Raw genomic sequence first — 13,803 nt, 5'->3', positions numbered from 1 at the left:
TGCCGGGCCTGCCCGAATGTTGTCCATAAGAATCAACCGATGATGTTACCAGAAAGCCCGGGCGCCTGCCCGGCCGGGCGTCCATCCTTTGCTGCGGATTTTTCATGAAGCTGACCTTATATGTTCCCGGCCTGGCCTGGCTCGACGAGTACGACGGCGCCGAGGTATGCCAGGGCCTGGCCCTGCCTGCCTTGTCCCGCCTTCTCGGCGCCGCCCGGCGCGATGCGGCTCCGGAATGGCCTTCGCGTGCACTGGCCCGCCAGTTTGCGACCGACTCGCTCGCCTGTGCCGGCGAAGCGGCGGCGCAGGCGGCCTTGCCTGCCGCGGCCGCCTGGCTGTTCGCCGACCCGGTTCATGTCCGCATCGAACGCGATCGTGCCCTGTTGGCCGATGTCGGCGTGATGGCGCTGGATCTCGACGATGCGCGCGGCCTGGCCGAAGCGCTCGACCGGCACTTCGCGGCTGACGGCTTGCGCTTCTTCGTGCCACAGCCCGGCCGTTGGCTGCTGGCGCTGGATGCGCCGCCGGATGCGACTTTCAGTCCGCTGATGGATACGGTCGGCGACTCGATGCAGGAGCATCTGCCGCGCGGGGGCGGCGCGCTGCAGTGGAGTGCCGTGCTCAACGAGATCCAGATGCTGTTATATACGCACCCTATCAACGATGCACGCGAGGCCCGCGGCCAGTTGCCGGTCAACAGTCTGTGGCTGTGGGGCGATCAGGCCGCGCCGACACCGCGCGCGCCCGCCGCGCGCGTACTCAGCGATCAAGCCTCGACGCTCGATCTGGCGCGGCGCGGAGGTTGCCAGACCGATACGGTACCGTATACCCTGCAAGGCTTGCCTGCCGGCCCGGACTCGCTCTGGGTCGAACTCGATCGCCTGCGGGCGGCCGCGCACTACCGGGATGCCTGGGGGTGGCGCGAAGCCTTGCAGGCGCTCGAGGAGGACTGGTTCCGTCCCTTGCTGGATGCGATATCGAGTGGACGGATAGAACAACTGGATCTGTGCAGCTATGGCCGCGCGGGTTTCGACGCCCGTGTGACACGGCGCGATTTATGGAAATTCTGGCGACGCCCATTGGCGCTGCCTGCTTTATATAGCCATGCCTAAAATCATTGCCCGACCGGTTCCTGCCGACTGCCTCGACCAATTGACCGCTCAAGGACTCAATCCCTTGCTGGCGAAACTGTATGCCGCGCGCGGCATACGGGAGTCCGCCGAGCTCGATTACGGGCTCGCGGCCCTGTTGCCGTTCGACAGGATGAAGAACATCGATGCGATGGCGCGGCGCCTGGCCGATGCCATCGCTGCCAGGAGCAAAATCCTGGTCGTGGCCGATTACGACGCCGATGGCGCCACCGCCTGTGCCACCGCAGTGCGCGGCCTGGGGGCGCTCGGAGCCCGCGTCGAATTCATCGTGCCCAACCGTTTCGAATACGGTTACGGCCTGACGCCCGAGATCGTCGCGATGGCGGCCGCGCGTCGCCCCGACATCCTTCTGACGGTGGACAACGGCATCGCGAGCGTTGCCGGCGTAGAAGCGGCACGCGCACTGGATATCGAAGTCCTGATCACGGATCACCACCTGCCCGGCGATCAATTGCCCGCCGCCTTGATCGTGAACCCCAATCAGGACGGATGCGAGTTTCCTTCCAAGAACCTGGCCGGCGTCGGCGTCATGTTCTACGTCCTGCTCGCCCTGCGCGCGGAGATGCGCCGGCGCGGCGCATTCGCGCACGCGACAGAACCCAATCTCGGCGAACTGCTCGATTATGTCGCACTGGGGACGGTCGCCGACGTGGTTCGTCTCGACCAGAATAACCGCATTCTGGTCGAGAACGGCTTGCGCCGCATGCGTGCCGGACGCATGTCCCCGGGCGTCGCCGCCCTGTTTCAAGTCGCCGGCCGGATGGCACGCAAAGCGAACACCTTCGACCTGGGCTTCACCCTCGGGCCGCGTCTGAATGCCGCCGGACGGTTGGATGACATGAGCCTCGGCATCGCGTGTCTGCTGGCACCCACGATGGACGGCGCCTTGCGGCTCGCCCAGGAGCTCGATCAGCTTAATCGCGAGCGGCGCAGCATCGAGTCAGGGATGCAGGAAGAGGCCTTGTCGGCGCTGTCCGCGGTCGACCCGGCCGAACGTTATACCTTGAGTCTGTTTCGCGCGGACTGGCACCAGGGGGTCGTCGGCATTGTCGCCTCCCGTCTGAAGGACCGCTACCATCGCCCAGCCATTGTGTTTGCCCCTGGCGACAATGGCGAGATCAAGGGGTCGGGGCGTTCGATTCCCGGCTTCCATCTGCGCGATGCTCTTGATCTGGTCAGCAAGCGCGAACCGGGGCTGGTGCTCAAGTTTGGCGGGCATGCGATGGCGGCGGGCCTGACCTTGCGTGCGGGCGGGCTGGATGCCTTCCAGTCGGTATTCGAGGAGGTTGCGCACACTCTGCTGAGCAAGTCGCAGTTGACGCGGACCATAGAAACCGACGGCGCGCTGCCGGCGGCGGCGCTGCAACTCGAGTTTGCGGAGACGCTGGCCTCGCAGGTGTGGGGGCAGGGTTTCCCGGTACCGACGTTCAACGATCCGTTCGCCGTGCTGTCGCAACGCATCGTCGGCGACAAGCATCTCAAGCTGCGGCTCGCACGCGATGGCCACGAGCTGGATGCGATGTTGTTCAATCATGTCGACTGGCTGCCCGAGCGCATCGTCGCCGTGTACCAGGTCATTGCCAATGAATGGCAGGGGCGGAAGGAAATGCAGCTTTATATCGAACACTGGCAATCGGCCGAGGCGCGGGAGCCGGCGTAAGCATGGATCTTCTCTTCGGTTTGCTGGCCGGCCTGGCCACCGGCGCCACCGCCCTTGGGCTGATCATGCGCGAGCGCGCGGCCACGGCCTACCAGCGCGGTCGGGGCGAAGCCGATAGCGAGCGCGCGGCGCTGGGCGCGAGCCTGGATGCCGCCCGACAGAACGAGCGGGCTCTCGGCTCGCGGCTGGACGAGGCCGACACCCGCCTTGCCGCCTGCGCGCGCGAGTTGCGCACCCTGGGGGCACAACTCGCTGCGCGGGACGAGCAGGCACGCCAGATGGCGTCGCTGCGCGACGAACATCGTGCCTTGCAACAGGAGCTGGGACAGCTCAACCAGGCCTTGACCCGGCAGCAGGTCCGCGAGCAGGAGTTGTCGACCCTGCTCGCCCAGGAGAGGCAGCAGCATGTTGAAAAGCTGGCCTTGCTCAACGAGGCGCGCGAGACGCTGGGCAATCAGTTCAAAGCATTGGCCGGCGATATCCTGGAAGAAAAATCGCGCCGGTTTACCGAGCAGAACCAGACCAATCTCGACGCCTTGCTCAAGCCCCTGTCCGAACGCATCGTCGGCTTCGGCAAGCTGGTGCAGGACACCTACGACAAGGACTCCAAGGAAAGACTGACTCTGGAGCAGGAACTGCGACGGCTGCAGGACCTCAATAGCCGGCTCAATCAGGATGCGGTCGCCTTGACCAATGCCCTGACGGGGGCCAGCAATAAGGCGCAGGGCACCTGGGGCGAAATGGTGCTGGAAAAAGTGCTGGAAACGTCGGGCTTGCAGCGTGACCGCGAATATCGGATACAAGTGTCGGACAGAGTCGACGACGGCGATGTCACACACCGCTATCAGCCCGATGTTGTGGTCGACCTGCCCGAGAACAAGCAATTGGTCATCGACTCGAAAGTGTCGCTGAATGCCTATGTGCGTTACACCGCGGCGACCGATCCGGTTCAGCGCGACGAGGCGCTCAAACAGCACGTACTGGCGATCCGGACGCATATCCGGTCCTTGTCCGAGAAGCGCTATCAGGACTTGTACAAGCTCAACACCCTCGATTTCGTATTCATGTTCGTTCCGGTCGAACCGGCCTATCTGCTGGCGGTACAGTATGACGCGACCTTGTTTGAGGAGGCGTTTTCACGGCGTATCATGGTGGTCGGCCCCGGCACCCTGCTGGCGACTCTGCGCACCGTTGCCAGCATCTGGCGCTACGAGTATCAGAACGCGAACGCGCAGGAAATCGCCCGGCAGAGCGGGGCGATGTACGATAAATTCGTCGGCTTCGTCGAAGGCATGGAGAAGCTGGGCAAGCAGCTCGAACTCGCACGCGACGCGTGGCAGGAAAACATGCGGCGATTGTCCAGCGGCCGCGGCAATCTCGCGTCCAGCGCCGAAAAACTGCGGCTGCTCGGAATCAAATCGGCCAAGCGCCTGCCCGGCCACCTGCTGGGCGAGGCCGGGTCGGCCGACGACACCGGCGATTGATGTCCGATAACCACGATACGGAACGACCATGCAGCAGATCACAGTGAGGACAATGCATCCCGACGATTATCCGGCTTTGCTGCGATTGTGGTTGGCCACCGAAGGGATGCATCTCAACGAATCGGACGAGGAGGAACCGTTCGTGCGTTGTCTGGAGCGCAATGACGGTCTCAGCGCGGTCGCGGTCGGCGCGGGCGGGGAAGTGCTGGGCAGCGTGCTATGCACTTTCGACGGGCGCAGCGGCTATCTTCATCATCTTGCGGTGACCCCCGCCCTGCGCGGGGAAGGCGTCGCGCGCTCACTCATCGAATTCAGTCTCGAGCGCCTGGCCGGGAACGGGGTCATGCGCTGCAATATTTTCATTCTTGCCGACAATGTCGCCGGACAGGCCTTCTGGCAGCATAACGGCTGGAGCGAGCGCCCGTGGCGCATCATGCAGCACCCGTTGCCGCGCACGGACGGCGGGTCAACGCAACGCACCTCAGCCGACTAGACGCGCGGTGCCATCATACGGAAACCATCATGCCAACCCAATTAAGCGTCAATCTCAATAAAATCGCCCTGATACGCAATGCGCGCGGCCACGACTATCCTTCTGTCACGGCTTTTGCGCGGCTGGCTCTCGCCAGCGGCGCTCATGGGGTGACGATTCATCCGCGGCCGGATCAGCGTCATGCGCGGTTTGACGATATCGCCCCGCTGTCCGCCGTCGTTGCCGAGTTTCCCGGCAGCGAACTCAATATAGAAGGCTATCCGACTCCGGAGTTTATCGCGGCCGTCATCGCCGCGCGGCCAGCGCAGTGCACGCTCGTTCCGGACGAGCCCGGTCAGCTGACATCCGACCACGGCTGGGATGCACGCAGGCATGCCGGTTTTCTGCGCGAGGTCTGCGCGCGCCTGCGCGATGCCGGCATCCGTGTCAGCCTGTTCATGGACCCCGATCCTTCGCAAATCGAAGCCGTTCCGCCCATCGGTGTCGATCGTATCGAGCTGTATACCGAGGCCTACGCGGCCGACCCTTCCCCCGAAGCGCTCGCGGTCTATCGCGAAGCCGCCCGGGTCGCTTCCGGGCTGGGGCTTGAGCTGAACGCGGGCCACGACCTGAACCTGAACAATCTGGCCGGTTTTCTGTCCATTCCCGGCATCCTCGAAGTCTCCATCGGTCATGCGCTGACGGTGGAGGCTCTGGAATCGGGTTTTGCCCAGACCATCCGTTCCTACCTGGAGATTCTGCGCCGGGCAGCCTGAGCCCCGGTCGTCTATGTGGGCTCGCCTTGTGCGAGCCCATTGCAATGCCTCCTTTCTGCTGCATCCCTCTTCTTTTTGTTTGTCTCTTTTTTGCTATTCTATAGTTTGATCGCTGTAATTAAATTGATAAAAAAAAAGTGTATGAACGGCTGGGCGCTGTCGGTTTTTCGTATGGACGGCGCAATGAGTGTCGCTTGTCCGGATTTGTCGTCGAATTGCATGGGTATATGATTTTTATTATCGATACCACCGTATGTTTTAGTGTGATGGACAAGGCTGAAACGGCGGGCATTGCAGTCGGGGCAAAGGTGCTTCTTGTTGATTTAAAAGGTTTATATCCGGCATTCGTGTCTATTTTTTCGCGTGCGGATGCACGCGATTCCCGGCCGGTTTTCGAATGTGGCAGCAGTGTTGTGAAAGGGGTCGTACTATTTCATAATGCGTGTTAGTTGCTAAGACATAGGCGAAATATATGCGCGTCAAAACCCGGTTGCTCATTATTACTCTCGTCAGCTTTCTCGGTGCGGCATTGCTCGCCGCGGTCGCGCTGTACTCCCTGAACTCCGCCTTGCATCAGGAAAAGAACAAACAGATCGTCGATATGCTCGCACAGTCGGAGTCCCTGCTCGATTCTTTCCACAAGCAGGAGCAAGCCGGCACCCTGTCGCGGGCCGATGCCCAGCAACAGGCGATCCGTTCCCTGACGCGATTGACGCATGGGGACGTCTATTATTTCGTGCGCGATGCCAACCATGTTTTTCTCGTGCATCGCGATAGCAAGCGCCTGGGCAAGATGGACGATGGCGGCATGTCGCCCGACGGCCGCACCACGGTGGTACAGGCCTACGACAATGCCTTGCAGACTCACCATTATGCGTTTGCCGATGCGATGACGGCACGGGCCGGCAGCGAGGGCAAGTATCCCAAGCTCAATGGCGTTTACCGCTTTCAGCCCTGGGGCTGGGTGGTGGGGACCGGTGTCTATGTCGACGACATCTCCACGACGTTCTGGCAAGACGCTGCTCTGTTGCTCGCTATCGGCCTGATCGTGCTGTGCACGGTATTTATCCTGTCCGGCGTCATGGGGCGGCAGATCATCGCCGCGCTCGGCGGCGAGCCCGGTTATGCGGCCTCGATGATGGAAAAAATCGCGAGCGGCGATCTGTCGCTACGCATCGAGGTATCGGGTTCCGACAGGAGCCTGTTGGGTGCGATGAGCCATATGCAACAGGGTTTGCGCGGCTTGATAGACAAGATCAATCAGTCATCGACGGGCCTCAAGCAATCGGCCCAGACGCTCGCGCACCAGATGGAGCAACTAGGCCAGGTCTCGTCCAGCGCCAGCGAGTCGACGGCCGCCGCCGCCGCCTCCATCGAAGAATTGTCGGTCAGCATCGATCAGGTGCGCGATACCGCGAAACAGAACGAACAATCCTCCAGCGCCATGGCGCAGGAGGCGGAATCGGGCGAGAAGGATGCCTCGATGGCGGCACAAGGCATTCAGTCCATTTCGGGGCAGGTGCGCGAGGCGAGTGCCCTGGTCGAGTCGCTGGCCGAAAGCACGCGCAATATCAGCGGCATCGCCGGCACCATTCGCGATATCGCGGACCAGACCAATCTGCTTGCGCTCAATGCAGCGATCGAGGCCGCCCGCGCAGGGGAGATGGGGCGGGGATTTGCCGTCGTGGCGGATGAAGTGCGCAAACTTGCCGAACGCACGGCCAGCGCGACGGGAGAGATCACCGCCATTATCTCGGCGGTGGTGACGGAAACGGAAAACACTTCCGGCAAGATGGAGGCCATCGCGCCCAGCGTCGAAATCGGGGTGAATCAGGCGCGGCAGGCGGCCACGGTGCTGGGTGCGATCAACGCGACCATCCGCGGCAATATGGAACGCAGCGTCGAAGTCGCCCACACCATGGAAGAACAGAGTCAGGCCGGGTTGATTATTGCCAAGAGTGTGGAACATGTCGCCAATGTGGTCGAAGAGACGCAGCATTCGGTCGTGATGGCTGAAGAAATCGCGCGCGGGATCGACAGTACGGCGGCCGAGTTGCATGGCGCCGTCCAGCGTTTTAAATTATAGCCAACCCAATTGGCATGTCGTGACAGGCAGGGACCGGGCATGGCGGCGAGCCGCCCGGTCGGATGGTAACGAATTAAGGCTGTTGATTGATGCGCGATGTCGATGTGATGATTGTGAAAGAAAGCGGGGGCTGCGAGTCCTATGTGGAAAGCGTGCGCGCGAACAGCCGGCTGCGGCTGATCGATGTCGCCTCCGACCCGGCCGAAGTGCATGCCCTGATCCCCGAGATACGGCCGTCGCTGCTGCTGGTCGATGTCAGCCGTCCGGCCGTGGATGGCCTCGAGCTGCTAGCCTCCGTCGTCTCCAGTGGAGCCCCCACCAGCGTGATCGTCCTGACGTCTTCCAGCGATATGCAGCTTTGCTCCAAGGCTCTCGCTTGCGGCGTCTTCGACTACATCATCAAGCCGGCGGCCATCGACCGCCTGGCCCTGACCCTCGAGCGTTTCGTCCGGTTTCATGATGCGCTGGGTGCGCGGTCGCTGGCGACGCAATCTCATATCGATGCGCTGTACCGTTTTCAGGCCAAGGACTTCCAAAGCGGCGAGTCCGTCCGCGGTTTCTCCGATATGACCTTGCAGAGGGTCAAGGATGTATTTCTCTCCGCGTCCGGCGAGCAGACGACCGAGAGCGTGGCCCGGACGATAGGCATCTGCAAGACGACGGCACGCCGCTATCTTGAACATTGCGTCGAGTTGCGGTTTTTGCGTATGGAGTGCGTGCAAGGGCGGGTAGGCCGACCCGAGAGGATCTACCACCGCGCTGGATGATGCGCAGGGTGGATATGGCGTAAACCCGGCGGCGGCGCTATGATTTTCCATCTCATCCGTCATGACGGGAACCGGTATGAACGTCCTTCGCTCATGCGTTCTGCTTTTGCTTCTGTATCTGCCGCTGGGCGAGGCGATGGCGCAGCAGGCACCCGGTGTCGGCTTTCGTGTCATCACCCTGGTCGATCCGGTCAGCAAGGGGGCGATGGACGCTGTCGTGTTTTATCCCTCCGTGCAGGCGACGACCAGTCCCACCCCGATCGGCCCCTTCGAGATCGATGCCGGGGCCGGCGCCGTGCCCATGCCCGGAAGACACCCGCTGGTCCTGATATCGCATGGCAGCGGCGGCAACCGCTGGGGGCATCACGACCTGGCCGAACAACTCGCGCGCAACGGTTATATCGTGGCGGCCATCGAGCATCCTGGAGACAACTACCACGACCAGAGCGGCGTCGGTACCGACCGTGTCTTGCTCGGCCGGGCCCCGCAGCTGTCGGCGTTGATTGACGCTCTGCTGCGGGACAGGCAATGGTCGGCTTTGATCGACCCGCGCAAGATTGGCGTCGCCGGCTTTTCGGCAGGCGGGTATAGCGCGCTGCTGCTCGCGGGCGGGCGTCCGAATTTCGCGCTGCTTGCGTCTTACTGCCACCGCCACCCCTCGGACGCGATGTTCTGTCACCATGCGGCACCGATGATTTCTTCGCTCGACCGCTGGGGCGCGACCGCCGACGCGCGAGTCAAGGCGATCTTCATCATGGCGCCGTTATCGATGATATTTGACGCGCACGGTTTGGCGCCGGTCACGCTGCCTGTCTTGATCTATCTGGCATCGTCGGACCACATCCTGTTCCCTTCCGAGAATGGGTTTCATATCCGTCCCTATTTGAGCCATCTGGTCGCACTCAAGACGATCCCGCGTGCGGATCACTACTTGTTCATGGCGCCCTGTTCGCCAGCCTTGCTCGCGACTGCCCGCGAAATCTGCACCGACCCTCCCGGGGTCGACCGCGTTGCATGGCATGTCCGTATCGATGCCGATGCGGTCGCATTTTTCAATCAGGTGCTGGGCTGGGGAGAGCCCGCCGAGGCCAGGCCAGCGTCACTTTGAAGTCGCGGGGAGGTATTGTTTTTGGTCAGGCCATCAGGCCTAATGGCAGGATTGAGTTCCCTTTTCGGTGACCGCAACGTATGAATCCATTGATCCGCTGGGGCGTGCTGGGCTGCGCCCGTATTGCCCGCCTGCAGCTTGCCCCTGCCATCCTGCGCGCGTCCAACGCGACCCTGGTCGCGGTCGCCTCGCGCGACGCGAGCCGACTCGATGCATTCGGCGGCCTGTTCGGCCGTTTCCGTGCTCACGCCAGCTACGCCGCCTTGCTCGAGGACCCCAATGTCGATGCCGTCTATATTCCGTTGCCCAATGCCCTGCACTGCGAATGGGTGGTGCGCGCGCTGGATGCGGGCAAGCATGTGCTGTGCGAGAAACCGCTGGCCTTGAACAGCGAGCAGGCCAGGCAGATGGCGGCGGCCGCCGCCGCGAATGATAGGCTATTGATGGAAGGTCTCATGTACCGCTATTCCGACCGTATGCGGCAGCTGTTTCGCATCATCGATAGCGGTGTCCTCGGCGAGCTGCGCAGTATCAATGCCACCTATCGCTTTCTGCTTGACCGCAAGGGCAGCATCAAGGAGCAGGCAGAACTGGGGGGCGGCGCACTTTACGATATCGGCTGCTATCCGCTGGATCTCATCGGCTTGTTGACCGGAAGCGAACCCCTCTCCTGCGCGGTCGAGAGCGTGGTCCGCAATAGCGTAGACGTCAATTTGTCGGCGCTATTGCGCTATGAAGGGGGCTTGATCGCGTCCTTGCATTGCGGTTTCGATGCCTTTCCCCATATGCAGGCCGACATTATCGGAATGGAGGGGCGGCTGGAAGTGGTGGATACCTATCTCGACACAGCCGGGGAACTGGTCCTGCATACCCGCTCCGGGCGGGAGCGGGTCGACGTTGCGGCATCGGATTGCTACCGGGCCGAAATCGAAGATTTCTCGGCGGCCATCCTCGAAGGGGGTAGGCCGCACATCAGTATAGAGTCGTCGCTGCACACGGCGCGCACCCTGGGCCGCTTGCTGGCCCAGGCCCAGGCCTGAGCATGGGCGGAATATGGATGCTGGGATGCCACCTGGACGGTTCGCACGGCAGAGGTCTGCCGCTGGCTGGCGCTTACAGCCCGTATTCCTCGTGATAGGCGATTAGCTGATCCTGGGGTAGGTGGGCGACATATACAGTGTCAATGCCGTAAACCGATGCAAAATTGTGCAGGGTCTTCAATTCCAGCGCCGATAGCTTGATGCCGCGCACCAGCAGCGTATGGCCGTCGCTTGCACAGACATCGCGCGCCAGGATGGCGCCGACCGGCACATCGGACAGCGGCAGCGCCGCTTCGAAGCGTCCGAGCAAGACGTCGAGGTCGTGGTTTTGTGGCGGCGTCGGCAGGCGGGTAAAATTGCGCAGATCGTAATCGCTGCCGGTGGGAATGTCGAAATAGGAGAAGGGGTCGATATCCGGGCGCGTGCGCTTGAGCGCCGTCTCGATGTTTTTTTCGATATCGCTGGGCTTGGGGGGTTTTATGATAAACCCGTCAGCATGAAACTTGGTCGCCTGCAGGATGGTCGCGCGTTCGGGATGGCCGGATAGAAAGACGAAAGGCACATTGGACGGCGTGCTCGTGCGCCCGCAGCGGACCTCTTTCAGCAGATCGACCCCATTGATCGGTTCCATCTGCACATCGCACAGAATAATATCGACCGGCCGCAAGGCGAGGATGCGCAGGGCATTATTGCCGTCCGTGCCCTGATGTATCGAATCCGGTTTGAACCCGATGTTTCGCAAAACCTGCCCCAATAGAGTTCTGACCAACAATTGGTCATCAACGATCAGTATGCGAAGCGTTGAAAAATCCATGCTCATGAGCTGTCCGCAGTTATCGGTTGCCGTGCAGTGACTATCCTTATTGACTGACTATAGCAAGAACAACCGCTGGTGGGTCGTTTACTGTCATATTTGCTACCGTTTTCTGCGCAAAGACGTTACCCGGATTCACTGTGCATCATCCGCAACGCAAGGATGCCCTCGAAGCCGGCTCGTGTCGCCGGGCTCGCCGCATGGCGCCGAAGCGGAGCAGAAATTGCGCGTGCCGGGCGAGGCGACAAGGCGCTTCGCCAGCGGTCGCCGTCCAATCAAACGTCGCGACTGCATCGCCGAGCTGATGCGGCCTCGGTCTAAGCCCATGCCATGGCTCCTTGTACGAGGGCGTCGGGGGTGATGATGCGCAGCCTTCGCCCGTTACAACCATGCTGAAATGCAGAGCACGTTCGGCGTTCGGCCAGCTTCATGCTGAAGCGCTTTCAATAGCAGTAATGTCATGTTATTAATCGTATTCTATGCCAAAGGCACGAACAGTGCCGAGTGAGCCGAGAATGGGAGGGATACACATGGGCAAACTGGACTCGATTCAGCACATCGTAGTGCTTATGCTGGAAAACCGTTCTTTCGACAGCATGCTTGGCCGGCTGTACCCGGCTTCGCCCGCGTTCGATGGGCTGAGCGGAGCGGAGAGCAATCCCGACCTTGCCGGCACTCCGGTCCAGATATGGTCGGGCGATGGCATTGACGAGGCTGCGGTGAGGTTCCCCGCACCCGATCCCGGCGAACTGTGGACCGATATCAATACCCAGCTCTACGGTCATGCCGAGGCGCCGGCCGCCGGCGAAAAACCGGCCATGAACGGCTTTGTCCGCAATTACCAGGAGCAGGCCGCGCCGGCGCTCGCAACTGACGTCGCACGCGGGGTCATGCATGCGTATAGCGAGCAACAGGTGCCGGTCATGAGTCGGCTGGCAAAGCAATTCGCCGTCTGCGACCGCTGGTTCGCCTCGGCGCCGTGCCAGACCTGGCCCAACCGGTTTTTTGTCCATACCGGGACCGCCAACGGCTACGAGAACAACGGCCCGCCGCATTTTCCCTATCTGATGCCGACGATCTTCGATCGCTTCGAGGACCTGGAAGTCGATAACGGCTGGAAGATCTACTTTCACGATCTGCCGCAAGCGTTGACGCTCGCGCGGCTGTTGCCCCACGTGGATCGTTTCCGGCCCTATGCGACGTTCGGCGACGATGTTGCCAACGGAACATTGCCGGCGTACAGCTTTATCGAACCCCGCTATTTCCAGGATGCCGACCTGCCCAACGACCAGCATCCGCCGCACGCCGTCACCTTGGGCGAACAGCTGATCGCGGATGTCTACAACACGCTGCGCAGCGGCCCCGGCTGGGATGATACGCTGCTAGTCATCTGTTACGACGAGCATGGCGGTTGTTACGACCATGTGCCGCCGCCGCAGGCGACACCGCCAGGGGCTCCGACGTCGCCATTCAATTTCGATCGCTACGGCGTACGGGTGCCGGCGGTACTCGTGTCGCCGCGCATCGCGCCGGGCACCATCCTGCGCCCGCCCGGCGATGTCCCGTTCGATCACACCTCCATTCTGGCCACCTTGCGTAAACGCTTCGGCCTGGGGCAACCCTTGAGCCGGCGGGATGCGGTCGCCCCCGACCTCGAATGCGTGTTGACGCTGGACGGCCCTGACAATCAGGGGCCGGAGCATGTCGAGGCAAATCCGTATGTGCCTTCGGATGCGATTCTCTCGCGCCGGGCGCCGCTCAACGGTTTCCAGCTCAGCCTGCTCGATCTGGTCGAGCGCTTGCCGGAGGATATTGCCCAGATCGATGCCAGCCTGGCGGCCATGATCGCCTCGCCGCCAATGACGCTTGAGGCCTATCGGCTTAAAGTCGACAGGTTCCGCTTCGACGCCGCTCAGGCGCTGGCCGAGGCCAGGTCGCGCCTTTCCAGCCTGTTTTCCAGCCTCTAGGTCCGGCTAATAATGCACAACGCCGACCCAAGGGCCGGCGTTGTGCATTATTGCTGACGAATCACTTCATGCTAGTCGTCATGGTGCAGGTTTTCTTCGATCACGACATTGATCACCGCGAGCGAAACCGCCAGGGGCAAACCGAGAATCCAGGCAAAATACCACATCGATCATTCTCCTCAGTAGGCGCTCTTGGAATTGGCGCGGATCTGTTCTTCGGTAACCGGGCCGCGCATCACGCGATAGCACCAGGTGGTATACAGCAGTATCAGTGGCGTGAACACGATGGCGACCCAGAACATGATGGTCAGCGTCAGCGGGCTGGAGGTGGCATCCCAGGCCGTCAGGCTGGCATTGGGGTTCAGACTGGATGGCATGAGGAAGGGGAACATGCTGGCCCCGGCCGTGCCGATCACCCCGGCCTGCGTCAGGCTAGACGCGATAAAGGCCGCACCGCCGCGACCGCGGCTGCCGAACA

14 protein-coding genes are annotated in these 13,803 nt (G+C 61.9%); 11 read left to right on the top strand and 3 right to left on the bottom strand.

Annotated elements, in window-relative coordinates:
• Positions 1 to 104 precede the first annotated feature (104 nt).
• From G520_RS0107415 to G520_RS0107375, 10 genes are all read left to right on the top strand, one after another.
• Positions 105 to 1,112, top strand: coding sequence for a hypothetical protein (locus G520_RS0107415; protein ID WP_028535095.1), 1,008 nt, complete (start codon positions 105 to 107; stop codon positions 1,110 to 1,112).
• Positions 1,105 to 2,811 carry a single-stranded-DNA-specific exonuclease RecJ gene (recJ, locus tag G520_RS0107410; RefSeq protein ID WP_028535094.1) on the top strand — a complete coding sequence of 569 codons (1,707 nt, stop codon included), beginning with the start codon at positions 1,105 to 1,107 and terminating at the stop codon, positions 2,809 to 2,811. Before G520_RS0107415 ends, recJ begins: the two co-directional genes overlap by 8 nt.
• 2 nt (positions 2,812 to 2,813) lie before the next feature.
• Complete coding sequence (locus G520_RS0107405) at positions 2,814 to 4,295, top strand: DNA recombination protein RmuC (protein ID WP_028535093.1); 1,482 nt, start codon at positions 2,814 to 2,816, stop codon at positions 4,293 to 4,295.
• 28 nt (positions 4,296 to 4,323) lie between these two features.
• Complete coding sequence (locus tag G520_RS21990) at positions 4,324 to 4,788, top strand: GNAT family N-acetyltransferase (protein WP_084637523.1); 465 nt, start codon at positions 4,324 to 4,326, stop codon at positions 4,786 to 4,788.
• Positions 4,789 to 4,817: 29 nt separating this feature from the next.
• Complete coding sequence (locus tag G520_RS0107395) at positions 4,818 to 5,543, top strand: pyridoxine 5'-phosphate synthase (RefSeq protein ID WP_028535092.1); 726 nt, start codon at positions 4,818 to 4,820, stop codon at positions 5,541 to 5,543.
• A 194-nt stretch (positions 5,544 to 5,737) separates the two neighbouring features.
• Positions 5,738 to 5,992, top strand: a complete 255-nt coding sequence (locus tag G520_RS24880) for a hypothetical protein (protein ID WP_156876905.1) — start codon at positions 5,738 to 5,740, stop codon at positions 5,990 to 5,992.
• A gap of 23 nt (positions 5,993 to 6,015) precedes the next feature.
• Entirely contained in the window at positions 6,016 to 7,629 is a 1,614-nt protein-coding gene (locus G520_RS0107390; protein ID WP_028535091.1) for a methyl-accepting chemotaxis protein, read from the top strand.
• An 89-nt stretch (positions 7,630 to 7,718) separates the two neighbouring features.
• Positions 7,719 to 8,396: a response regulator gene (locus tag G520_RS0107385; protein ID WP_051229217.1), complete on the top strand. Its 678-nt coding sequence runs from the start codon at positions 7,719 to 7,721 to the stop codon at positions 8,394 to 8,396.
• A 76-nt stretch (positions 8,397 to 8,472) separates the two neighbouring features.
• Complete coding sequence (locus G520_RS21985) at positions 8,473 to 9,504, top strand: alpha/beta hydrolase family protein (RefSeq protein ID WP_036665696.1); 1,032 nt, start codon at positions 8,473 to 8,475, stop codon at positions 9,502 to 9,504.
• 80 nt (positions 9,505 to 9,584) lie between these two features.
• Complete coding sequence (locus tag G520_RS0107375) at positions 9,585 to 10,544, top strand: Gfo/Idh/MocA family protein (RefSeq protein WP_028535089.1); 960 nt, start codon at positions 9,585 to 9,587, stop codon at positions 10,542 to 10,544.
• 73 nt (positions 10,545 to 10,617) lie between these two features.
• Here G520_RS0107375 and G520_RS21980 read toward each other — a convergent pair whose 3' ends face one another.
• Complete coding sequence (locus tag G520_RS21980) at positions 10,618 to 11,364, bottom strand: response regulator (RefSeq protein ID WP_084637522.1); 747 nt, start codon at positions 11,362 to 11,364, stop codon at positions 10,618 to 10,620.
• Positions 11,365 to 11,888: 524 nt separating this feature from the next.
• On the opposite strand from G520_RS21980, the gene G520_RS21975 reads away from it, so the two are divergent.
• Positions 11,889 to 13,325 carry an alkaline phosphatase family protein gene (locus tag G520_RS21975; RefSeq protein ID WP_051229214.1) on the top strand — a complete coding sequence of 479 codons (1,437 nt, stop codon included), beginning with the start codon at positions 11,889 to 11,891 and terminating at the stop codon, positions 13,323 to 13,325.
• Positions 13,326 to 13,396: 71 nt separating this feature from the next.
• On the opposite strand, the gene cydX is transcribed toward G520_RS21975, so the two are convergent.
• On the bottom strand, positions 13,397 to 13,492 hold the full coding sequence (cydX, locus tag G520_RS24360) for a cytochrome bd-I oxidase subunit CydX (protein WP_084637521.1): 96 nt from the start codon (positions 13,490 to 13,492) through the stop codon (positions 13,397 to 13,399).
• A 12-nt stretch (positions 13,493 to 13,504) separates the two neighbouring features.
• On the bottom strand, positions 13,505 to 13,803 hold a 299-nt coding region (locus tag G520_RS21970; protein ID WP_036665695.1), incomplete at its 5' end, for a cytochrome d ubiquinol oxidase subunit II.

The organism is Paludibacterium yongneupense DSM 18731 (genome assembly GCF_000422925.1).
Taxonomy (GTDB): Bacteria; Pseudomonadota; Gammaproteobacteria; order Burkholderiales; family Chromobacteriaceae; genus Paludibacterium; species Paludibacterium yongneupense.
Note: the sequence above shows the minus strand (reverse complement) of the source record. Positions and strands in the feature narration are given on the sequence as shown.

What these genes read in the sequence shown, in the direction of transcription:
- G520_RS0107390 (WP_028535091.1), top strand. Translation starts at nt 6,016, where the DNA reads ATGCGCGTCAAAACCCGGTTGCTCATTATTACTCTCGTCAGCTTTCTC.
- G520_RS21985 (WP_036665696.1), top strand. Translation starts at nt 8,473, where the DNA reads ATGAACGTCCTTCGCTCATGCGTTCTGCTTTTGCTTCTGTATCTGCCG.
- cydX (WP_084637521.1), bottom strand. Translation starts at nt 13,492, where the DNA reads ATGTGGTATTTTGCCTGGATTCTCGGTTTGCCCCTGGCGGTTTCGCTC.
- G520_RS0107385 (WP_051229217.1), top strand. Translation starts at nt 7,719, where the DNA reads ATGCGCGATGTCGATGTGATGATTGTGAAAGAAAGCGGGGGCTGCGAG.
- recJ (WP_028535094.1), top strand. Translation starts at nt 1,105, where the DNA reads ATGCCTAAAATCATTGCCCGACCGGTTCCTGCCGACTGCCTCGACCAA.
- G520_RS0107395 (WP_028535092.1), top strand. Translation starts at nt 4,818, where the DNA reads ATGCCAACCCAATTAAGCGTCAATCTCAATAAAATCGCCCTGATACGC.
- G520_RS0107405 (WP_028535093.1), top strand. Translation starts at nt 2,814, where the DNA reads ATGGATCTTCTCTTCGGTTTGCTGGCCGGCCTGGCCACCGGCGCCACC.
- G520_RS0107415 (WP_028535095.1), top strand. Translation starts at nt 105, where the DNA reads ATGAAGCTGACCTTATATGTTCCCGGCCTGGCCTGGCTCGACGAGTAC.
- G520_RS21975 (WP_051229214.1), top strand. Translation starts at nt 11,889, where the DNA reads ATGGGCAAACTGGACTCGATTCAGCACATCGTAGTGCTTATGCTGGAA.
- G520_RS21990 (WP_084637523.1), top strand. Translation starts at nt 4,324, where the DNA reads ATGCAGCAGATCACAGTGAGGACAATGCATCCCGACGATTATCCGGCT.
- G520_RS0107375 (WP_028535089.1), top strand. Translation starts at nt 9,585, where the DNA reads ATGAATCCATTGATCCGCTGGGGCGTGCTGGGCTGCGCCCGTATTGCC.
- G520_RS21980 (WP_084637522.1), bottom strand. Translation starts at nt 11,364, where the DNA reads ATGAGCATGGATTTTTCAACGCTTCGCATACTGATCGTTGATGACCAA.